Origin of the sequence: Shewanella sp. P1-14-1 (assembly GCF_001401775.1) — a bacterium.
Classification (GTDB): domain Bacteria; phylum Pseudomonadota; class Gammaproteobacteria; order Enterobacterales; family Shewanellaceae; genus Shewanella; species Shewanella japonica.
The window spans coordinates 85,338-105,121 of record NZ_LKTL01000020.1 but is presented as its reverse complement, the minus strand read 5'-3'; the positions used below and the strand labels follow the sequence as shown (position 1 = coordinate 105,121).

Sequence of the window (19,784 nt, the reverse complement as noted above, 5' to 3'; positions counted from 1 at the left end):
CTTGAGGAGGCGTATTCTACACTTCCCGTTGTTGGCGTCAAGCGTTTTTTAAACTAATTTAAAAACTCTTTTCTGCCCGTTAATTAGTAGGTTTAAAAACCGTTCCAATTAACCCTGATACGTTGAGCCTGTTGGCCTGTCGCCGTGTCAGTGGATGCGCATTATAGGGAGATTCTGAATCAGCGCAAGGGCTTTTTTAAAGATTATTCACTTTTACTGTTCGCTTGCTGAGAATTTAAACTAATCAGCTATTTTTTATGCTTTTTTAGCAGCAAACATGGCCTTTTAGCCCTTATACTTAAGCTAATTACATTTATTAGGGATTTTTATATGTTTAGCTCAATTCGTTCTTACCAAGGAATCCACCCTAAATTGGCAGATAATGTCTATATAGATAGTGCAGCAGTTATCGTTGGTGATATTACACTCGATCATGATGCGAGTATTTGGCCAATGGTCGCCGCGCGTGGTGATGTGAATATAATTAAAATAGGTAAGCGCAGTAATGTTCAAGATGGCAGTGTTTTACATGTAACGCGAAAATCACCAACAAACCCGGAAGGTAATCCACTGTTAATCGGTGATGATGTCACTATTGGTCATAAAGCAATGCTTCATGGTTGTACCGTTGGAAATCGTGTGCTGGTAGGAATGGGAGCTATTATTCTTGATGGAGCCATCATTGAGGATGATGTGATATTAGGTGCTGGGTCATTAGTTCCACCAGGTAAAGTATTACAAAGTGGCTTTTTATATGTTGGCAGTCCTTGTAAGCAGGTACGCCCATTAACTGAAAAAGAATTGGCATTCTTACCACAGTCAGCAGATAACTATGTCAGATTGAAAAATGAATACTTGGTCGATTTACAACAATCGAGTTAAACAGATTCTATGTTCATGTCATTATAGTTGAATCATACCTTGCTCATCGAATGCTTCAGATTCGATGAGCTCTTCTGCTAAATCTTCAATGTCGAATCTGATTTGCTCGAAAGCAGCAAGCGCTTGCTGGCTATTTTCAATCTTTATTGCTGCCAGTTTCTCAATGGTTTCAGCCTTAATCATACAAGTAATATTCATACCTTGTACCTGTGCCACAAGTGATAATTTCTGTTGTGCATCGTGCCAGTCAACAATATCAGTAAAGAGGATACTTTGATTCATCGTTATCAGCCTTATGATAATTGAGTCCGCAAAACTTGATGCACAGCTTGAGTCGATGGCATCACGCCGCGCCAAATATTAAAACTGTGTGCAGCTTGTCCAACTAACATACCGAGACCATCTGCTACTTTATTTGCACCTTGAGATAGCGCCCATTGATTAAAGAGCGTCACCTCAGCACCATAAGACATGTCATAGCATTGAGTGTTAGAGTCTATAATGCATGACGGTAACTTGATTAGCTCTCCGGCGAGTCCCGCTGAAGTTGAATTAATAATTAGATCAAAGGATGTGGCTAACTCTTCAATCGATTTAGCTTTAACATCTCCAAATTGATTAAATAAGTCTGCTAGTTTTTGAGCTTTACTACATGTACGGTTACATATTGTTAAACTGACACCTGCTTGTAATAAAGGCTTTATGCAACCTCTCGCTGCGCCACCTGCACCGACAAGCAAAACCTGCTTATTGGCAATATCACCAAAGTGCTGAATAACATCAGTCACTAACCCAACCCCATCTGTATTATCGCCTCGTATTTTTCCGCTGGGTAAATAGATGAGTGTATTGACTGCACCTGCAAGTTTGGCTAACTCACTTAATTCATCACAAGCAGCATAAGCTTGCTCTTTAAAAGGTGCGGTAACATTCGCACCTTTACCGCCATTAGCAAAAAAAGCCATTAATGATTGAGAGAATTGATCGACAGGTGCAAGAATGGCTTGATAGCTAATTGCTTGCTGAGTTTGTTTTGCAAACTCAGTATGTATAAATGGCGACTTACTTTGTGCGATTGGATTGCCAAATACAGCATACTTATCGATCATTAATATTCTCTCTTTCATTAACTCGTTTGGTTTATCTCATGTACCACTACTTAGTATAAGCTTGTGGCATTGAGGATTTTGTCATATAGCGATCACGCAATACATCTTGACGGCTTTCAGTACTTTGCTCTTCACCGCCAATCCACATTTTTTCAATATGGCTACTGTATTCAAACGGATCGCCGCTCCAAAGCACCATATCAGCAGGCATACCGACAGCAATACGCCCCGCTTCTAAGTGGAATGTATCTGCAACATTACTGGTTATCGCTGCCATAGCATCATCGTAATTCATGCCATTAGCAACCGCATTACCTGCGCTGTAACGTAATGCATAGTTATTGTGAGCATCACCCGGAGTGGCTAACACGACTTTGACGCCAGCTTTACTCAATTTGCCAGCGTTATCCAGTGAATTATGCAAAGAATCAAAACTTTCAGGTAAGTTTCGCATTGCATCCATAACCACAGGGATTTTGGCTTTAGCAATTTCATCTGCAAGTAAAACAGCGTCAGCTGCTTGCAGCAACACTAAATCGATATTAAAACGCTGCTTTAGTTTAATCAGCTGCAAAATATCACTACCGCGATCGGCATAAGCAATAACAGGTTTGTCACCACTTAACACTGCATTGATGATTAACGCTTCTTTGCTTGGGGTTTTATCGGCGTCTTTATCAGATTTAGCGAGCGCTTTCTGACCTTCTTCTAATTTATTAATCAGATTCTGCATACCAATGATACGAGAACCTTCGTGTTTTGCGCCTAATGACACAAACAAAGCTTGTTCAGTAGCGACAACACTGTCCCACTCACCGGTGAGAGTAACTTCAATTGTTTGCCCAGAAAATATGGTTTCACCGCCACCAGGAGCGACGATATTACGTGTTATGCCACCTTTTCGGGCGAATGGAATTGCAACACTTTTAGGGTTAAACGCTAAACTTGGATCAAACGTCATGTCAGCCGCTTTGTCATTAGTGTCTCGGGTCATTTTTTCCTGACCCACTTCGACTAAACCAAGCGGGTTCATCGCTCCAATAAAGCCAGGGGTTAAGATACCGCCTTTGGCATCGATAATAATATCTGCATTTACCACATCTGGGTTTAACTGGATGATTTTACCATCTTCTATAATGACAGAGGCATTGCTAAGCACACCCTGCTCAGTTGAGGTATAAATCTTGGCGTTAGTCACGGCAAGGGTATCGGCTTGTACTAACGCAGGCAGTAATCCAGCAAGCATTGAGATAGCAACGAGTGAATAATTAAAATGTTTCAATGTCTTGCTCCTTATTGTTGGCCTAGCATAAAGTCACTTTTTGCACGGTACGCATCATCTTGACGGTCAAATACCTTAGCGCCATCGATAAATACTTTATCGGCTTGAGCGTAAACACTGAATGGATTGCCATTCCAAATGACAACATCGGCATTTTTGCCCGCTTCCAGTGAACCGGTTTTATCTGCAATTCCTAATGATTTAGCCGCATTTGAGGTGATCCAGCTAATAACATGCTCTTCTGTTAAGTTGAAACCATGCTGATTGGCGCTATACATGATTTTCGCTGTCTCTTGATTAAGACGTTGAATAGTGGTGCTTGAGTCAGAGTGCACTACCGCACACGAATTTTTGACAGCATCGACCATGGCAACGTTTTCAACGATCATGTCGTTAGCTTCCATTTTAAAGCCCCACCAATCAGGCCACATCGCAGCACAGTTACCATTCTCTGCCAGTAAGTCGGCAATCTTGTAACCTTCAATTGCATGATGGAATGTACCTGAGTGGTAGTTAAATTCTTTACCTAAATCCACCATCATTGCCATTTCTTCTGCTTTATAACAATGGTTATGGATTAGGATTTCTCCTTCTAACACGCCTTTTAACGTGTCATAAGTCAAATCACGTTCAGGGGCTTTAGGGTTTAAACCTGCAGCATAATCGGCTTCGTATTTATCCCATGCTAGCTTATATTCAGTCGCCTCAATAAAGGCTTGACGGTAACCAGCCATATTGCCCATACGCGTCATTGGTGCAACAGTTTGCTTTCTGCCGTACGCGCCTTTGGGGTTTTCGCCACAAGCCATTTTTAAACCATAAGGAGCATCAGGAAACTTCATTCCTTGCATCGTGGTAGATGGCGTGTTTTTAAGTGTAACCCCACGACCACCAATTAAGTTCGCTGAGCCGGGTAAAATCTGAAGCGTGGTCACACCGCCTTCTCGAGCACGGTTAAAGGCAGGGTCTTGCGGCCAAACGCTGTGCTCAGCCCAAACTTCTGCAGTATTAGGATTAGTCACCTCATTGCCATCACTATGAGCGTCAGCACTTGGGCTTGGGTATACCCCTAAATGTGAATGCACATCAATAATACCTGGGGTAATCCACATATCGGTTGCATCAATAACAGTTGCGCCAGTAACTAACTCATCGGCAATGTTAGTACCAACAGCTTTAATCTTACCATCCACCATTAATACATTTGCTTGTTCAAGCTTTTCGCCTTTACCTGTTAATACTGTCGCATTAGTGAGTAACGTGGCACTGCGAGGCAAGGCTTGATATGTGCTTGGGTATGGATTTTTGTTAATCGTGACTTGAGGGTCTTGCTTTTGGGTTTGATTACACCCAAGTAAAGCAACTGACACTGCAATGACCGTCAAGGACGGCGCAAATTTGGACATGTTTTACTCCCTGTTATTATTGTTATTAACCGACACGGTATAATTTAACGAGGTTAAGCAGGGAAATACAGCCAATGCTTGATAAGATTTGTAGCAAAACATTAACAAAGTGTTACTTTTCGAATCATTCATACATACTGTCAGGTAAGAAATCCCGCTATAATCCAAAACTACTTTACTTAGCAAAGCTTAATAATGAATTGGTTTAAAAAACTTTTTGCCAGCAAACCACAAACTGATGATAGAGGTCCATCGCAGTCGAATGCCTACGATCTTATTGGCGGCGAAAAAACAATCCGCTTGATTGCCCGTTATTTTTATCAACAAATGCAGCAACGACCAGATACTCAGTCATTGCTGAGCATCCATCGCGCACCTATTGCTGATTCAGAACAAAAACTATTTGAGTTTCTCAGCGGCTGGTTAGGTGGACCTCAGTTATATCAACAAAAGTACGGTCACCCAGCATTAAGAGCAAGGCACATGCCGTTTGCCATTGATCAAGCGATGGTTGAACAATGGCTTACCTGTATGGAACAAGCCATTATCAAGGCAATAAAAAAGCCTGAACATCAACAAGTGATATTTCAGGCTATTTCAACTCTAGCTAACAACATGCGTAATAAAGACTAACTTTCGAGTTGTAACCAATCTTGTGGTTTAAGGTAGCGTTCGTACAACTCAGCCTCTTGCGAATCTTCTTCTGGCGTAAAGCCATACTCCCAACGCACCAGTGGTGGCATCGACATCAATATCGATTCGGTGCGACCACCAGTTTGCAAACCAAACAAGGTACCTCGGTCATATACTAAATTGAACTCAACATAGCGCCCACGGCGGTATAGCTGAAACTGGCGTTCATCATCGTTATATTCAAGTTCTTTATTTCGCTCGACAATAGGCGCATAAGCCGTTAAGAAACCACTGCCTACCGCTTGCATAAACTCAAAGCTCTTTTCAAAGCCAGGCTCGTTTAGATCATCAAAAAATAATCCACCAACACCGCGAGTTTCATTTCGGTGTGGTAAGAAAAAGTACTCATCACACCATTTCTTATATTTTGGATAGACATCTTCACCAAATGGTGCGCAAATATCTGCCGCTGCTTGATGCCAAGAAACCACATCTTCTTCAAATGGGTAATATGGTGTTAAATCAAATCCGCCACCAAACCACCAAACAGGATCGGCACCATCTTTATGGGCAATAAAGAAACGTACATTAGCATGCGTCGTCGGAATAAACGGGTTATTAGGGTGAATGACTAACGATACCCCCATGGCCTCAAAACTGCGTCCAGCTAATTCTGGGCGATGTGCTGTCGCAGAAGCAGGCATGGCCGCTCCCATAACATGAGAGAAGTTTACTCCAGCTTGCTCAAACACTTTACCTTTAGTTAATACTCTGCTGGTGCCGCCACCGCCTTCAGCACGCTCCCATGACTCGGCTTGAAAAGTTGCTTTACCATCCAAGGCTTCAAGGCCTTCACAAATGCTTGCTTGAAGTGATAACAAATATTGTTTTACTACTGAGGCATCAGGTAGTGCCATATCAAAATCCTTATTGTCCATTACGTAATACTTTACCACTACGGGCATCAATAATTGTCGAAGGCTGGCGTTGTGAACCTAACTCACCCACGACCAGCGCTGTAATATCGTTAGAGAAAGTATGCTCAATTTCAGCAGCTGACATCGCGGGATCATGACCCGCAATATTGGCACTGCTTGATACAAAAGGCTTGTTAACGGTATCGCATAAAGCTCTGACTACTGGGTGCGAAGAAACACGAACAGCAATGGAATCAAATTGACCGCAAAGTAATTTACTAACGCCTGGCTTTATTGGCATCACAAAGGTAAATGGCCCAGGCCATTTGCTGAAAGCAAACTCAAGTTGGGCAGTGGTTAACTTTGACTCATCGATATAAGGTACTAACTGTTGAAAGTCACTGGCAACCAGAATCAAACCTTTTTGCCAAGGACGCTGTTTAATATCGAGGAGCTTTTGAATGGCTTTAAGATTATCAGGATCGCAACCTAAGCCGTAAACAGCTTCTGTTGGATAGGCAATAACCCCACCTTGGGCATACACTTCAGCGACTTCAGATGCGTTCAACAGCTGCATAAAAAACCTTTAACCTATATAAATTAAAGACAAATTATACAGACTCTGTAGATATGAACAATTGCTGATATACGATTATGGTGAAGCAACGAGTTTACTTATGGCAAACCCAAAATAGACATCCCGCCGTTATATAGGCCGTTTATATTTACAACTTTTTTGTGGGCATTCTAATCGGCTACCTGCGGCGCCTTTGCGCTCAACAAGTATTCCAAAGTCACACTCTGGACAGGTTTCATTATGAGGCGGATAGTTCACTAGGTATTTGCATTTAGGGTACGTATTACAAGCAAAGAAGGTTTTACCATAACGACTTGTTCGAGACTCTAAGTGACCTTTTTTACAATGAGGACAGCTAATCACTTCTGCTTCTGCATCATGATCATGTTTTTCGATATGTTTACACTCAGGGTAATTAGTACAACCGATAAAAATCCCGAATCGACCTGATTTGACAGCAAGTTCACAGCCACACTCTGGGCATTCTGAACCTTCGATCACCTGAGTTTCAATAGATTCATGTTGCACTAATGGTCGAGTAAAATCACATGTCGGGTAATTATTACAACCAACAAAGCCACCATGTTTACTGTTTTTAACTGATAATTCGCAGCCACACTTAGGGCAGAGTTCAAACTCTTTTTCTAAAGCATGTTCATGCACAGTAAATAATTGTTGATCAATTTTAGACATGTCGCTCTCAACTCAAACCATGACTGCAATAGAAAACTGCAGTCATAAGGCTATGATATAAATAACTCTCAAGACTAGTGTAGCAAATATCAAGATCAAAAAAGGAGGCTATGCCTCCCTTTTCATCACTTGGTCAAAACAATCGACTATTTATGAGTGTAATCGGCCATCTGGCTGCTCAAAAATAAGATCTTCCATTTGCTCATAAGCGGATTCATTCCCTGGCACATTAAATAGCACCATCAGAACAACCCATTTTAAATCTTCTAAAATCAAGCTCGTTTCATCAAGTGCCATCACTCGGTCAATCACCATCTCACGAGTCTCAACACTCAATACTTGGATTTGTTCTAAGAACAATAAAAAGCCTCGGCTTTCAACATCCAGTTTTGCCATTTCATCTTTTGTGTATATACGAAATGACTGTTGAGCATGATTACACAAGTAAGGCTTATCGCTTTCTTGCAAATCAGCTAAACGTTCTAACCACGATAAGGCTTTTAAAATATCAGCCTGATGGAACCCTGCTCGAGTTAGCTCTTTGGTAAGTTCATCTTCGTCAACTAATAGCTCAACTTCACTGTGAACATAGTTCTCAAAAAGATACATGAGGATATCAAACATGGTTATCTCCTCTCTAGTCTGACGTAACCACCAGGCACTTGCGCAACCCAGCCCTGCAATTCAAGTTCAAGCATTTCAACTAACACCAGATCTATCGACTTCCCGCTATGCTCAACTACCGAATCTAAACTGGTAGTCTCATAACCTACACTAGCTAACAGCGTAGAAAATGGCAAATTTGTTGTATTATCTTCTATATGGTGACGATTAGCGACATCTTCAAGGTGAAAGCTGATCATTGTGGACAATTCTTCAACAACATCCGCCGCACATTCAACCAATTTAGCCCCATTCTTTAACAAATCATGACAACCTTGACTGTATCCACCAGCCACTGAGCCTGGTACAGCAAACACTTCTCGGTTCTGCTCCATCGCCAGCCTAGCGGTAATAAGTGAGCCACTTTTACGCGTTGCCTCAACCACAATCGACCCTAATGATAAACCACTAATAATTCGATTACGTTTAGGAAAGTTTCCTGCAAACGGACCTATATTTGGCCAATATTCACTTATTACACAACCAGAGTCTTGTATTTGGTGATACAAATTACTGTGCCTTTTGGGGTAAATGCATTCTACCCCAGTGCCCAATACAGCCACCGTTACGGCTTGATGCCCTAGCGCCGCTTTATGAGCGGCGCCATCAATCCCTGTTGCCATACCGCTTGTAATAGAAAAGCCTAGACTTACAAGCTCACCAGCAAGTGCATTGGCAATGTTTAATCCACCTACTGTTGCATTTCGACTGCCAACCATGCCAATAGATGGCAACAGCAAACTTTCTAACTGACCTTTCACAAAAAGCACTGAGGGAGGATCTGAGATTTGCTTCAGTAATGCAGGATATTCCGGATCGGAAAGGCACAGGATATGGTGGTTGGAGGATTGTTGCTGCCAATCCAGCGCGGCATCAACTTTATCAAAGTCTATCTGACATTGTGAAAGCAGCTTTGCCGATAGCGGCAAAGACTGCTTTTCGAACTCTAAACGTTGTCTTAATTCCTCAACATCCATTTGAGTTAATAATTGTTGAATCCGGGCGGGTCCTAGCCCGGATACTGCACAAACAACTAGCCAATCGACCAGCTTTTCAGAGATTTATTCGCCTCGTAAATCCGTTGTTTTTGGTGTAATTAACTTGTCGTCCACTCTTACAGGATGCTCGTTAGCAATAACAATTCCCATACTGGTTTTTTCAAACACTTTAAATACCATTAATTTACCGTGGTATACGTCAGGCATAGTGAAGACTTCATCATCTGAAATCTTCGCTTTTAAGCTATCATAAGCAGTGCGATCTAACGTTGGAACAGGAACACCATCACCATTAATGACGATTTGCTCACCATTTCGATATATCGCAAACACATGACCTGTTTCAATATTGTCTTGCTCACCTTTGTCTAAGTAAACAATATCCAACTTACCAACTTCACGAATGTCCTTTTCTATAGCAATGACATTTGCAGGTACACCTTCTGGCGCAGCCTTAGGAATAAAATAAGCAGACATCAAGGCTTCATCTTCTACAGGCGCAACTTTAAAGCCAGCTTTTGATTCACGCCAATTACTTAACAGTTGAACCTTAGAAATGTCGCCGGACTCAGTCACACGGCCACTTGCCGTTAAAATAATTTCTTGGCCCAAAGTATCACTGGTTTCCTTATCAAGAAACTCACGCCCCTCTTGATACACTGCTAACTTTTGCCCTAATGGTAAATTCGCATTGATATATACAATATCATTCATCACATGATGACGAGATGGACTCTCACCACCTAAAATCATCGGTAAGCCTTCAAACCACTCAGGATCGACAACGCGGTTTTGTACCAAATAAGGTTGAATGAGTGAAAGGTCAATCGCAGGGATCGGGCCACCTTTTGAACTAATACGCCCTTCTGGACCTTTTTTGATATGCTGTTTATGTACCAAGCGAGGTTGACCATCGATAAAGACAAGGGTCAGTCGATCACCTGGATAAATAAGATGTGGGTTAGCAATCTGCGGGTTAGCGCCCCATAATTTAGGCCAGCGCCAAGGGTCCTCTAGGAAAAATGCCGAGATATCCCAAAGAGTGTCACCTTTCTTAACGATGTAAGAATCGGGGTGCCCAGATTTTAATGTTAATGTATCTGCATTAACAAACAGTGTACTAAGTAACAAAAACGCGAGTAAAAATATCCGTTTCATGGTTCATTCCATGTGTTTAGCTCTTTATTAGAGCTTTTGCTGTTATTGATGGTCAGTAAGGATTAAAATTAACCCATTAACTTAGCCAGTATAGCTAACTGGCTGAAATTTGACAGACTTGTTAAGAGTTTATATATGCCATTATTAAAAGTTTTACGTTTTCCAGATGAAAGATTACGCACTGTAGCCAAGCCTGTCACCGATTTTGGTGACGCTCTACAGACTCAAATAGATAACATGCTTGAAACAATGTACGAAGAAAAAGGCATTGGTTTAGCAGCAACCCAAGTTGATTTCCACCAGCAATTAATTGTGATGGATTTACAAGACGATGTTGAACGCCCAACCATTTTCATTAATCCTGAAATCGTAGCGAAAAGCGGCGACTTTACGAATGAAGAAGGCTGTTTATCGGTACCTGGTGTTTACGCCAAAGTTGACCGTGCTGAATTTGTAACATTAAAAGCATTAGATCGTCACGGTGAAGAGTTCACTGTTGAAGCTGATGACCTGTTCGCTATTTGTCTGCAACATGAAATGGATCACTTACAAGGCAAACTATTTGTAGATTACTTGTCTAAAATGAAACGTGATCGCATTAAGAAAAAGCTTGAAAAAGAAGCGCGTTTAGCAGCTAAAGAAGCATAGGACTCCATTTGAAACCGTTAAATATTATCTTTGCTGGTACGCCAGACTTTGCCGCATTGCATCTGCAAGCACTCATTAATTCTGAGCATAATGTCATTGCAGTCTATTCTCAACCGGACAGACCTGCTGGGCGAGGGAAAAAGTTACAAGCAAGTCCTGTAAAACAGCTTGCCGTAGCTAACAACATTCCTGTTTTTCAACCAGCATCATTACGTAAAGAAGACGCTCAAGCAGAATTAGCGTCGCTTAACGCCGATATCATGGTTGTGGTTGCTTATGGTTTGATCTTACCCAAGATAGTATTAGATACACCTAAACTAGGTTGTATTAACGTTCATGGCTCCATCTTACCTCGTTGGCGTGGTGCAGCACCTATTCAACGAGCTTTGTGGGCAGGTGACACTGAAACAGGTGTCACGATTATGCAGATGGACATCGGCTTAGATACGGGTGACATGTTATTAAAAACTTCGCTACCAATCGAAGATACTGACACTTCAGCCACTTTATACAGCAAACTTGCAGAGCAAGGTCCTCAAGCCTTAGTTCAAGCTTTAGTCGGTATCAGTGATGGTTCGATTACCGCTGAGAAACAAGATGAAGCATTAGCTAATTACGCAGAAAAGCTATCAAAAGAAGAAGCGCAGATTGATTGGCGTAAACCCGCCAAACAATTATGGCAAGAAATTCGTGCTTTTAACCCTTGGCCAGCAAGCCACTTCACTCATCAAGGCAATACGATAAAAGTTTGGCAGGCTCAATATACACTTGATAACGTTGCTGCAGAACCTGGCACCATTATCGACAGCACTAAACAAGGTATTACCGTTGCTACAGGTGAAGGAAGTCTGCAACTACAAGTCATGCAACTACCTGGGAAAAAACAAATGCCTGTCGCGGACATTTTAAATTCTCGTGCTGATTGGTTTAGCCAAGGCACTTGCTTTATTTGTCCTGAAGATAAAACAGAGGCAGCACAATAATGAATGTGAGAGCGCTAGCGGCAAAAGCCATTTTTAACGTACTAGAAAAAGGCATTTCATTATCGGTTGCCCTACCAGAGCAACAGCAGCATTTACAAAATGGCAAAGATAAAGCCTTATTGGCAGAACTTTGTTATGGCGTAATGCGCCAACTTCCTCAGCTAGATAAATGTGTTAGTGACTGCTTAAGTAAACCCTTTAAGGGAAAACAGCGTGTATTGCACCAGCTGTTATTGGTTGGTTGTTACCAGCTTTACTTTACTCGTATTCCTGCTCATGCAGCCATTTCAGAAACCGCTGAAGCCTGTCGTCAAATGAAGTTTGATGGTCTGGTTAAAGTCATTAATGGCGTGTTACGTAATATTCAGCGTAAAGAGGCACCCTTAAATACAGATAACGACACATTAAAGTACAACACGCCAGCATGGTTTATTAAGCGCCTTAAAAGTGCCTACCCAGATAATTGGGCGGATATTATTGAGCAAAGCCACCAGCGCCCACCTATGTGGCTTCGCAATAACCAATTATCTCAAACTCGTGAAGAATATTTAGCACGATTAGCAGAGCAAGATATTGAAGCAACAGCTGGTGATAGTGATGACGCCATTTTTCTAGCAAGTCCAAAAGATGTCATGCAACTACCGAACTTTGCTGATGGCGCTGCATCGGTGCAAGACGGCGCAGCACAGTGGGCAGCAACCTTACTCGCACCAAAAGCCAATGAACTCATTCTTGATGCTTGTGCAGCCCCTGGCGGTAAAACCTGTCATACCCTAGAGTGCGAACCAAGTATTTCTATGGTTGCCGTCGACTTTGACGCAAAACGTCTCGAGCGAGTGCAACAAAATCTAGACAGACTGCAATTAAAAGCGCAAGTTATTCATGGTGATGCTGCAGATATTGACAGTTGGTGGTCAGGTGAGAAATTTGATCGTATTTTATTAGATGCCCCTTGCTCAGCAACAGGGGTTATCCGTCGTCATCCTGATATTAAGTGGCTACGTAAAAATGCAGATATTGAAGAATTAGCACTATTACAGCAACAGATTATTGATCATTGTTGGAAGTGGTTAAAACCTGGCGGCACCATGCTATATGCCACTTGCTCTATCTTGCCTCAAGAAAATCGTCAGCAAATAGAGCAGTTTTTACAACGTACACCAGATGCAACGCTTGATCCGATTGCACAACAGCCATCTGCAGATGATATCGGCTGGCAGATTTTACCAGGACAAAACAATATGGACGGTTTTTATTACGCCCGTTTGATTAAAGCGATTTAAGCGTGTTATAGCAGGGATACCAGCACAGTAATGAAGATTATTATTTTAGGCGCAGGACAAGTCGGCGGTACCCTAGCCGAGAACCTTGTCGGTGAGAATAACGATATTACCCTTGTTGATAATGACCGTACTCGAGTTAAATATTTACAAGATAAGTTCGACTTACAAACGGTTATTGGCCACGGTGCTCACCCGAGCACCTTGAAAAAGGCCGGCGCAGAAGATGCTGATATGCTCATTGCTGTGACCAATAGTGATGAATGCAATATGGCAGCTTGTCATATTGCCTACAGCTTATTTGGTACCCCTACTAAAATCGCTCGTATCCGCTCAGAAGCCTATTTAGACCTTCAAGAAAAACTCTTCATTAATACCGAAGTTAAAGGCAGTGATACCAAAACACGTGGTGGATTTGTCATTGATGAACTGATTGCACCAGAGCAACTCGTCACAGCTTATATTGAACGTTTGGTGCAGTACCCTGGAGCGCTACAAGTCCTTGAGTTTGCGAAAGGTAAGCTTAGCTTAGTTGCCGTAAAGGCCTATTACGGCGGCCCGTTAGTGGGGAATGCCCTTGCAGCTTTACGCGAACACATGCCGAATATTGATACCCGAGTTGCGGCTATTTTCCGCAAAGGCAAAGCGATCATGCCACGAGGCACCACGATTATCGAAGCCGATGACGAAGTGTTTTTTGTCGCCGACACTCGACATGTCCGTGCCGTGATGAGCGAAATGCAAAAGCTGGATAACTCTTACCGCAACATCATGATTGCTGGTGGCGGTAATATTGGTTTAGGCCTAGCTAAACGTTTACAAAAAAATCATTCAGTAAAACTGATTGAACACAGTCTAGAGCGAGCAGAAAGCTTATCCGAGAAACTTGAAAACTGCACAGTATTCAATGGTGATGCCTCTGATCAAGAGCTACTCCTTGAAGAACATATTGATCAAACCGATGTGTTTATTGCCGTCACCAATGATGATGAAGCCAATATCATGTCGGCACTATTAGCAAAACGAATGGGCGCCAAAAAAGTCATGGTGCTTATTCAGCGTGAAGCCTATGTTGATATCGTTCAAGAAGCGAATATCGATATTGCCATCTCGCCACAACAAACCACCATTTCAGCCTTACTAACCCATATTCGTCAAGGCGACATTTGTAATGTGTATTCATTACGCCGTGGTGCAGCAGAAGCAATTGAAGCAATTGCTCATGGTAACTCATCAACCTCTAAAGTTGTCGGCAAGCAAATCAGCGATATCAAACTGCCACCCGGAACGACCATTGGCGCAATTGTGCGTAATGATGAAGTGATCATGGGCCACGATAAAACCATCATTGAAGAAGGAGATCATGTGATTTTATTCTTAGTGAATAAAAAATTCATTGGCGATGTAGAAAAGCTATTCCAACCGAGTGCGTTTTTCTTTTAACAGCCCATGCTGAATATTAAGCCGCTACTCTTTGTTGTTGGCATATTCCTGTCGATTCTCACCGGCTTTATGCTGGTGCCAATGGCTTTTGCATTGTTTTATCATGAAGAAACCATCGGCGACTTTATGATGTCCGGGTTATTTACTGGCCTAATTGCCATTTTATGTATTCAAAGTGGCCACAGTAGAAAAATCAACCTCAACATTCGTGATATGTTCTTTTTAACCACAGTCACATGGTTAATTGTCAGTTTGTTTGCCGCCTTACCTTTTACCCTTTATCACGGCATAAACTATACCGATGCCTTTTTTGAAACCATGTCAGGTATCACCACTACTGGCTCAACCGTATTATCCGGTCTTGATAACATGGACCACAGCATTTTAATTTGGCGTTCGCTCTTGCAGTGGCTTGGGGGGATAGGCTTTATTGTTATGGCTGTGGCCATTTTGCCGTTTTTAAATGTCGGTGGTATGCGATTATTTCGCACTGAATCATCAGACTGGGGCGATAAAGCAACTCCCCGTACTCAACACATGGCAAAACACCTATTCAAGGTTTACCTTGTGCTCACCGTTATATGTGCAATGGCATATCACACATCAGGAATGCACTGGTTTGAAGCCATTAACCATGCCATGACAACGCTTTCTACTGGCGGCTATTCCACATCAGATAGTTCGATGTCTTCATTTTCAGCTTCCGCGCACTGGATTGCGGTGGTCTTTATGGCGGCTGGGGGGTTGCCTTTACTAATGTTTGTTCAATCCCTACAGCAACGGTCGATGAAAATTTGGGATGATGAACAAGTAAAAGGGTTCCTTAAATTTATTAGCTTTGTTTCTGTTAGCTTAGGTACTTGGCTTTGGTTTAGCGCCGATATGCCTTATTTAGATGCATTAAGATTAGCCAGCTTTAATGTGGTTTCAGTGGTCACCACAACGGGTTATGGGTTAACTGATTACCAAGCTTGGGGCGCCGTTGCCAGTTTAACTTTTTTGTTTTTAATGTTTGTCGGTAGTTGCTCAGGCTCCACCTCGGGCGGAATAAAAATATTTCGCTTTCAAATCTCTCTTAAAGTAATGTATCAACAGCTTACACAGCAGTTTCATCCTCAAGCAGTCATCAAAAAACGCTATAACAAACGCACCATAGATAACGATATTATTCGCTCAATTATGGCGTTTATAATGTTGTTTTTTCTGGTGATACTCTTATTAGCGATTACATTAGTGCTTTCAGGGTTAGATGCCGTAACCAGTATTACAGGCGCGATCACAGCAGTCACCAATGTCGGCCCAGGACTTGGCCCTGTTATTGGGCCTGCAGGTAACTTTTCAAGCCTACCAGATATCGCTAAGTGGGCATTAGCATTTGGCATGCTTTTAGGCCGTCTAGAAATTATCACGGTAGCTGTGTTATTCGCCCCTAAGTTTTGGCGCTACTGATGAGTATAAAGTCAATAAAACAACCTAGCCTTCATTAAGACTTTGAGTCACGGTTGCCGTGTTATTCGCTCCTGATTTTTGGCGCTACTGATTAGTATAAAGCCAATAAAAAAACTTAATCTTTATTGAGGCTTTAAAGTCACGGTTGCCGTGTTATTCGCTCCTGAGTTTTGGCGCGACTGATTAGTATAAAGCCAATAAAAAGAACTGAATCTTTATTGAGGTTTTAAAGTCACAGTTGCCGAGTTATTCGCTCCTGATTTTTGGCGCTACTGATTAGTGTAAAGCCAATAAAAAACTTAATCTTTATTGAGGCTTTAAAGTCACGGTTGCCGTGTTATTCGCTCCTGAGTTTGGCGCGACTGATTAGTATAAAGCCCAATAAAAAAACTTAATCTTTATTGAGGCTTTAAAGTCACGGTTGCCGTGTTATTCGCTCCTGAGTTTGGCGCTACTGATTAGTATAAAGCCAATAAAAAAGCCTTAATTTTCATTAAGGCTTTAGAGTTTCATGACTCAATGTTAACTGACCGCCTCGCTAGCAATCAAACTGACAATATGGTCACCATAGACTTTGACATCATCCCAATCTGTATAATCAATCACACTTGTCGGATCGGTTGGTCCATCGGTTATCTTCATGATTAGACGAATCGCCAAACTGTCGTACCAAGTCCATGAAGGGTAATTGACTTTACCAGGGATGATTTTCACATCTTGTGGTTTCCAAGGTGAAAGTTCCATGAACTTTTGTAGGTATTTGTTGTTTTCAGGAATGCGTTTTTCAGGCTTGCGCGCCACTACGTTTACACAGAAAAAACTGTTCGGCTTGCTACTTAGCTCAGTTTGATAACGACTAACAAATTCAAATACCGACTTATGATATGAACCATAAAGCACACAAGCACCAAGTGCGATTGCATCATAGCTATTCCAATCAATATCAGCATGATTATTATCAAGAATATTAACGACATCGCACTGATGACCACTCAGAACAATTTGCTCAGCTATCGCGCGACTGATTTGGGCTGTATGCCCGCCTCTTGAGTAATAAATCACTAATGTTTTTGCCATTTGCACACCGATTGTTGCTCTATTGGAATATTATTGTGGCAAAAAAAGGCGATTCAATCGTGCTCTTTGATCACAAATTAGAAACGTCTCATATAATTGAATGATAAAATTGAGATCTCGGTTAGCCAGCAGTATGATGCTAATGGTGTATCCATTTTACAAAAACATATGTGAGTAGCAGGTAGATAAATGTCTGAAAATATTGATGTAGATTCAATGCTAGGCAATGCCGAGATGGCAGCTAAATGGCTTAAAGCAATTGCCAATCCATATCGTTTAATGATTTTGTGTTTGTTGCTGGATAAAGAGCTAAGCGTGACAGAGCTTAATGAAACCGTGCCACTAAGCCAATCAGCCTTATCACAGCATTTAGCCGTCATTCGGGCTCAAGACTTAGTCAACACACGCAAAAGCTCTCAAAATGTCTATTACACTCTAAAAAACGCTGAAGTTACTGAGGTGATTTCCATTTTACACCGCTTGTATTGCGCCAAATAACACAACTCACAATGCAGGCTATTTCAGCACGCTTACTTGAGTGCTAAAAAGCCTTTTGCGAACTCATCGACCTTATGCCAATCCGTAAACTCATAGGTGCCAGAGGTATCTGTGGGGCCTTTGGTCATCCACATGATGAACCGAATCATAACTCTATCGATAGTGCGGTATTTAGGGTAATCGATTTTCCCAGCAAATACCCCTAACAACTTAGGCTGCCATTTGGTAAGCGTTAGGAATTTTTGCATATAAGGATTGGTGTCAGGGGTATTTTTTTCAGGTTTACGCGCCACAACATTGACCGTGAAAAAGCCACTTTTAGCTCGCTCAAGTTCGGTTTGATACTGGGTAATAAATTCAAATAACTGCGGGCGATGCTTACCATAGCGAATACTAGCCCCAATTAATATCTTATCAAAATCAGCGAGTCTGCCAGACTGAGAAAGCGCATTGGCTTGAGCTAATGATACAAGTTCAACCTGTTCCCCAGCATTAACGACAACAGCCTTGATCGCTTCACAAATAGCACGAGTTTGACCGTCCACAGTGGAATAGATTATCAGATTGTTCGACATGTTTTTCCCTGTCATTGGTGTGGTAAACCTAGTTCTTCCAGAATGTAGGCGTAAATAAGACCAGTAAAGTAAACACTTCCAGCCGCCCAAATAGCATTGCTAAAACCAATACCCATTTAGCGCCATCGGTAACACTCGCATAGTTACTCGCCACATCCCCCAAACCAGGTCCCAAATTATTGATACTCGCTGCCGTTGCACTAAATGCAGTAATGGCATCCATATCCATTGCCATCAACAACACCATACAAATGACAAACACCAACGCATAAGCAGAGAAGAATCCCCACACCGCATCGACAACCCTATCAGGTAATGCTGACTTTCCTATTCGAATTGAATACATTGCCTTTGGATGGATTAAACGCTTCATTTCACGAGAGCCCTGAAGCAACAATAAAACAAAACGAATGACTTTCATCCCGCCACCAGTAGAACCAGCACATCCGCCAATAAAGCTTGAGAAGATTAATAAGATAGGCAGAAATAAAGGCCAGGAATGAAAGCTCTCAGTGCCAAACCCTGCTGTGGTCGAGATAGACACCACTTGAAAGAAGGCATAATCTAAGGTTTGTTCTGGCGTGTCATAAATGCCAGAGCTATATAAAGTAGCAAAACAAATTGCTGTTAGTGTCAGCTGAATACCAATTAACGCTTTAAACTCAGCATCTCGAAAATAAACTTTAAAATTGATCCCTCGCCAGCTAAAAGCGGCAAAGTGCAAACTAAAGTTCACTGCAGCAATCAATAAGAAAACAGCACAAATTACGTTAATTAATGGACTATCAAAGTAGCCAATACTAGCATCGTGAGTTGAGAATCCACCAATCGCAATGGTTGAAAATGAATGACAAATGGCATCAAACGCCCCCATACCAGCAAAATAAAATGCTGTTGCACAAGCAACAGTAAGCAGCAGGTAGATGTACCATAATGCTTTAGCTGTTTCTGCAATTCTGGGTTTCATTTTACTGTCTTTTACAGGGCCTGGAATTTCAGCTTTATACAGCTGCATCCCACCAATTCCGAGTAAGGGCAAAATCGCGACAGCCAGTACAATGATACCCATGCCGCCCATCCATTGTAGTAGGTGCCGGTAGAATAAAATGGCTTTAGGCAAGTCATCAAGCCCCACAATCACGGTGGCACCTGTTGTTGTTAGTGCAGAAAAAGACTCAAAGAAACTGTCAGTCCAACTAAGATTTGGTTCGGTTGAAAATATAAAGGGCAGCGCCCCAATTGACCCCAGTACCGTCCAAAACATCACAACAATCAAAAAGCCTTCACGAGTACGTAAATCCCCTTTTTGTCTGCGGTTGGGGTACCACAATAAAAACCCGAGAAATAAACTCACGCAAAATGCCTGAATAAAAGCAGTACCGCCACCATCTTTATAAAGAATGGCAACCAATGCTGGCGGCAACATAGTGATAGAAAATAATCCCATCAATAGGCCGGTTATTCTAATAATTGTTTTATATTGCATGGATTACTTTTGCACTAGTTTGCATAG

General features: G+C 41.9%; 21 protein-coding genes. 8 read left to right on the top strand and 13 right to left on the bottom strand.

Annotation, left to right across the window (positions count from 1 at the left end):
* Positions 1-330 precede the first annotated feature (330 nt).
* On the top strand, positions 331-882 hold the full coding sequence (locus tag AN944_RS15290) for a gamma carbonic anhydrase family protein (protein ID WP_055025510.1): 552 nt from the start codon (positions 331-333) through the stop codon (positions 880-882).
* A gap of 21 nt (positions 883-903) precedes the next feature.
* Here AN944_RS15290 and AN944_RS15285 read toward each other — a convergent pair whose 3' ends face one another.
* The 4 genes from AN944_RS15285 to AN944_RS15270 are packed head-to-tail and all read right to left on the bottom strand — an operon-like array spanning position 904 to position 4,679.
* Positions 904-1,164, bottom strand: coding sequence for a DUF1488 domain-containing protein (locus AN944_RS15285; protein WP_055025509.1), 261 nt, complete (start codon positions 1,162-1,164; stop codon positions 904-906).
* Positions 1,165-1,175: 11 nt separating this feature from the next.
* Complete coding sequence (gene aroE, locus AN944_RS15280; protein WP_055025508.1) at positions 1,176-1,991, bottom strand: shikimate dehydrogenase; 816 nt, start codon at positions 1,989-1,991, stop codon at positions 1,176-1,178.
* Between the two features lie 46 nt (positions 1,992-2,037).
* Positions 2,038-3,273, bottom strand: coding sequence for an amidohydrolase family protein (locus tag AN944_RS15275; RefSeq protein ID WP_372037780.1), 1,236 nt, complete (start codon positions 3,271-3,273; stop codon positions 2,038-2,040).
* An 11-nt stretch (positions 3,274-3,284) separates the two neighbouring features.
* Positions 3,285-4,679: an amidohydrolase gene (locus tag AN944_RS15270; protein ID WP_055025507.1), complete on the bottom strand. Its 1,395-nt coding sequence runs from the start codon at positions 4,677-4,679 to the stop codon at positions 3,285-3,287.
* 195 nt (positions 4,680-4,874) lie between these two features.
* On the opposite strand from AN944_RS15270, the gene AN944_RS15265 reads away from it, so the two are divergent.
* Positions 4,875-5,312, top strand: a complete 438-nt coding sequence (locus tag AN944_RS15265) for a group II truncated hemoglobin (protein WP_055025506.1) — start codon at positions 4,875-4,877, stop codon at positions 5,310-5,312.
* Here AN944_RS15265 and hemF read toward each other — a convergent pair.
* The 6 genes from hemF to AN944_RS15235 form a co-directional block, all read right to left on the bottom strand.
* The gene (gene hemF / locus AN944_RS15260; RefSeq protein WP_055025505.1) at positions 5,309-6,229 is read right to left on the bottom strand and encodes an oxygen-dependent coproporphyrinogen oxidase; all 921 of its coding nucleotides are present in this window, start codon (positions 6,227-6,229) and stop codon (positions 5,309-5,311) included. The genes AN944_RS15265 and hemF overlap by 4 nt on opposite strands.
* Positions 6,230-6,239: 10 nt before the next feature.
* Positions 6,240-6,806: an L-threonylcarbamoyladenylate synthase gene (locus tag AN944_RS15255; protein ID WP_055025504.1), complete on the bottom strand. Its 567-nt coding sequence runs from the start codon at positions 6,804-6,806 to the stop codon at positions 6,240-6,242.
* A 129-nt stretch (positions 6,807-6,935) separates the two neighbouring features.
* Entirely contained in the window at positions 6,936-7,499 is a 564-nt protein-coding gene (locus AN944_RS15250; protein ID WP_055025503.1) for a type I DNA topoisomerase, read from the bottom strand.
* Between the two features lie 150 nt (positions 7,500-7,649).
* Entirely contained in the window at positions 7,650-8,123 is a 474-nt protein-coding gene (locus tag AN944_RS15245) for a DUF494 family protein (protein WP_055025502.1), read from the bottom strand.
* A 2-nt stretch (positions 8,124-8,125) separates the two neighbouring features.
* Positions 8,126-9,139 (bottom strand): DNA-processing protein DprA, encoded by a 1,014-nt coding sequence (gene dprA, locus AN944_RS15240; RefSeq protein WP_055025501.1) that lies wholly within the window; start codon positions 9,137-9,139, stop codon positions 8,126-8,128.
* Between the two features lie 84 nt (positions 9,140-9,223).
* Positions 9,224-10,318: a LysM peptidoglycan-binding domain-containing protein gene (locus AN944_RS15235; RefSeq protein WP_055025500.1), complete on the bottom strand. Its 1,095-nt coding sequence runs from the start codon at positions 10,316-10,318 to the stop codon at positions 9,224-9,226.
* Positions 10,319-10,453: 135 nt separating this feature from the next.
* Here AN944_RS15235 and def point away from each other — a divergent pair, with 135 nt between their 5' ends.
* Genes def through AN944_RS15210 form a run of 5 tightly spaced genes read left to right on the top strand, consistent with a single transcriptional unit; the run spans position 10,454 to position 16,121 of the window.
* Positions 10,454-10,966, top strand: coding sequence for a peptide deformylase (gene def / locus AN944_RS15230; RefSeq protein ID WP_055025499.1), 513 nt, complete (start codon positions 10,454-10,456; stop codon positions 10,964-10,966).
* 8 nt (positions 10,967-10,974) lie between these two features.
* Positions 10,975-11,949 carry a methionyl-tRNA formyltransferase gene (fmt, locus tag AN944_RS15225; protein WP_055025498.1) on the top strand — a complete coding sequence of 325 codons (975 nt, stop codon included), beginning with the start codon at positions 10,975-10,977 and terminating at the stop codon, positions 11,947-11,949.
* Positions 11,949-13,232, top strand: a complete 1,284-nt coding sequence (rsmB, locus tag AN944_RS15220) for a 16S rRNA (cytosine(967)-C(5))-methyltransferase RsmB (protein ID WP_055025497.1) — start codon at positions 11,949-11,951, stop codon at positions 13,230-13,232. Before fmt ends, rsmB begins: the two co-directional genes overlap by 1 nt.
* 30 nt (positions 13,233-13,262) lie before the next feature.
* On the top strand, positions 13,263-14,672 hold the full coding sequence (trkA, locus tag AN944_RS15215; RefSeq protein WP_055025496.1) for a Trk system potassium transporter TrkA: 1,410 nt from the start codon (positions 13,263-13,265) through the stop codon (positions 14,670-14,672).
* A gap of 6 nt (positions 14,673-14,678) precedes the next feature.
* Positions 14,679-16,121 (top strand): TrkH family potassium uptake protein, encoded by a 1,443-nt coding sequence (locus tag AN944_RS15210; protein WP_055025495.1) that lies wholly within the window; start codon positions 14,679-14,681, stop codon positions 16,119-16,121.
* 522 nt (positions 16,122-16,643) lie between these two features.
* Here the strand turns inward: AN944_RS15210 and hemG (AN944_RS15205) are convergent.
* Entirely contained in the window at positions 16,644-17,198 is a 555-nt protein-coding gene (gene hemG / locus AN944_RS15205) for a menaquinone-dependent protoporphyrinogen IX dehydrogenase (protein ID WP_055025494.1), read from the bottom strand.
* A 189-nt stretch (positions 17,199-17,387) separates the two neighbouring features.
* On the opposite strand from hemG (AN944_RS15205), the gene AN944_RS15200 reads away from it, so the two are divergent.
* Positions 17,388-17,696, top strand: coding sequence for a metalloregulator ArsR/SmtB family transcription factor (locus tag AN944_RS15200; protein WP_055025493.1), 309 nt, complete (start codon positions 17,388-17,390; stop codon positions 17,694-17,696).
* Between the two features lie 32 nt (positions 17,697-17,728).
* Here AN944_RS15200 and hemG (AN944_RS15195) read toward each other — a convergent pair whose 3' ends face one another.
* Positions 17,729-18,271 carry a menaquinone-dependent protoporphyrinogen IX dehydrogenase gene (gene hemG, locus AN944_RS15195; RefSeq protein WP_055025492.1) on the bottom strand — a complete coding sequence of 181 codons (543 nt, stop codon included), beginning with the start codon at positions 18,269-18,271 and terminating at the stop codon, positions 17,729-17,731.
* 28 nt (positions 18,272-18,299) lie between these two features.
* Complete coding sequence (locus AN944_RS15190) at positions 18,300-19,757, bottom strand: TrkH family potassium uptake protein (protein ID WP_055025491.1); 1,458 nt, start codon at positions 19,755-19,757, stop codon at positions 18,300-18,302.
* Positions 19,758-19,784 lie beyond the last annotated feature (27 nt).

What these genes read in the sequence shown, in the direction of transcription:
- AN944_RS15235 (WP_055025500.1), bottom strand. Translation starts at nt 10,318, where the DNA reads ATGAAACGGATATTTTTACTCGCGTTTTTGTTACTTAGTACACTGTTT.
- rsmB (WP_055025497.1), top strand. Translation starts at nt 11,949, where the DNA reads ATGAATGTGAGAGCGCTAGCGGCAAAAGCCATTTTTAACGTACTAGAA.
- hemG (WP_055025492.1), bottom strand. Translation starts at nt 18,271, where the DNA reads ATGTCGAACAATCTGATAATCTATTCCACTGTGGACGGTCAAACTCGT.
- def (WP_055025499.1), top strand. Translation starts at nt 10,454, where the DNA reads ATGCCATTATTAAAAGTTTTACGTTTTCCAGATGAAAGATTACGCACT.
- AN944_RS15210 (WP_055025495.1), top strand. Translation starts at nt 14,679, where the DNA reads ATGCTGAATATTAAGCCGCTACTCTTTGTTGTTGGCATATTCCTGTCG.
- hemG (WP_055025494.1), bottom strand. Translation starts at nt 17,198, where the DNA reads ATGGCAAAAACATTAGTGATTTATTACTCAAGAGGCGGGCATACAGCC.
- AN944_RS15290 (WP_055025510.1), top strand. Translation starts at nt 331, where the DNA reads ATGTTTAGCTCAATTCGTTCTTACCAAGGAATCCACCCTAAATTGGCA.
- hemF (WP_055025505.1), bottom strand. Translation starts at nt 6,229, where the DNA reads ATGGCACTACCTGATGCCTCAGTAGTAAAACAATATTTGTTATCACTT.
- AN944_RS15200 (WP_055025493.1), top strand. Translation starts at nt 17,388, where the DNA reads ATGTCTGAAAATATTGATGTAGATTCAATGCTAGGCAATGCCGAGATG.
- AN944_RS15265 (WP_055025506.1), top strand. Translation starts at nt 4,875, where the DNA reads ATGAATTGGTTTAAAAAACTTTTTGCCAGCAAACCACAAACTGATGAT.
- AN944_RS15250 (WP_055025503.1), bottom strand. Translation starts at nt 7,499, where the DNA reads ATGTCTAAAATTGATCAACAATTATTTACTGTGCATGAACATGCTTTA.
- aroE (WP_055025508.1), bottom strand. Translation starts at nt 1,991, where the DNA reads ATGATCGATAAGTATGCTGTATTTGGCAATCCAATCGCACAAAGTAAG.
- AN944_RS15245 (WP_055025502.1), bottom strand. Translation starts at nt 8,123, where the DNA reads ATGTTTGATATCCTCATGTATCTTTTTGAGAACTATGTTCACAGTGAA.
- AN944_RS15285 (WP_055025509.1), bottom strand. Translation starts at nt 1,164, where the DNA reads ATGAATCAAAGTATCCTCTTTACTGATATTGTTGACTGGCACGATGCA.
- AN944_RS15255 (WP_055025504.1), bottom strand. Translation starts at nt 6,806, where the DNA reads ATGCAGCTGTTGAACGCATCTGAAGTCGCTGAAGTGTATGCCCAAGGT.
- AN944_RS15270 (WP_055025507.1), bottom strand. Translation starts at nt 4,679, where the DNA reads ATGTCCAAATTTGCGCCGTCCTTGACGGTCATTGCAGTGTCAGTTGCT.
- AN944_RS15190 (WP_055025491.1), bottom strand. Translation starts at nt 19,757, where the DNA reads ATGCAATATAAAACAATTATTAGAATAACCGGCCTATTGATGGGATTA.
- dprA (WP_055025501.1), bottom strand. Translation starts at nt 9,139, where the DNA reads ATGGATGTTGAGGAATTAAGACAACGTTTAGAGTTCGAAAAGCAGTCT.
- trkA (WP_055025496.1), top strand. Translation starts at nt 13,263, where the DNA reads ATGAAGATTATTATTTTAGGCGCAGGACAAGTCGGCGGTACCCTAGCC.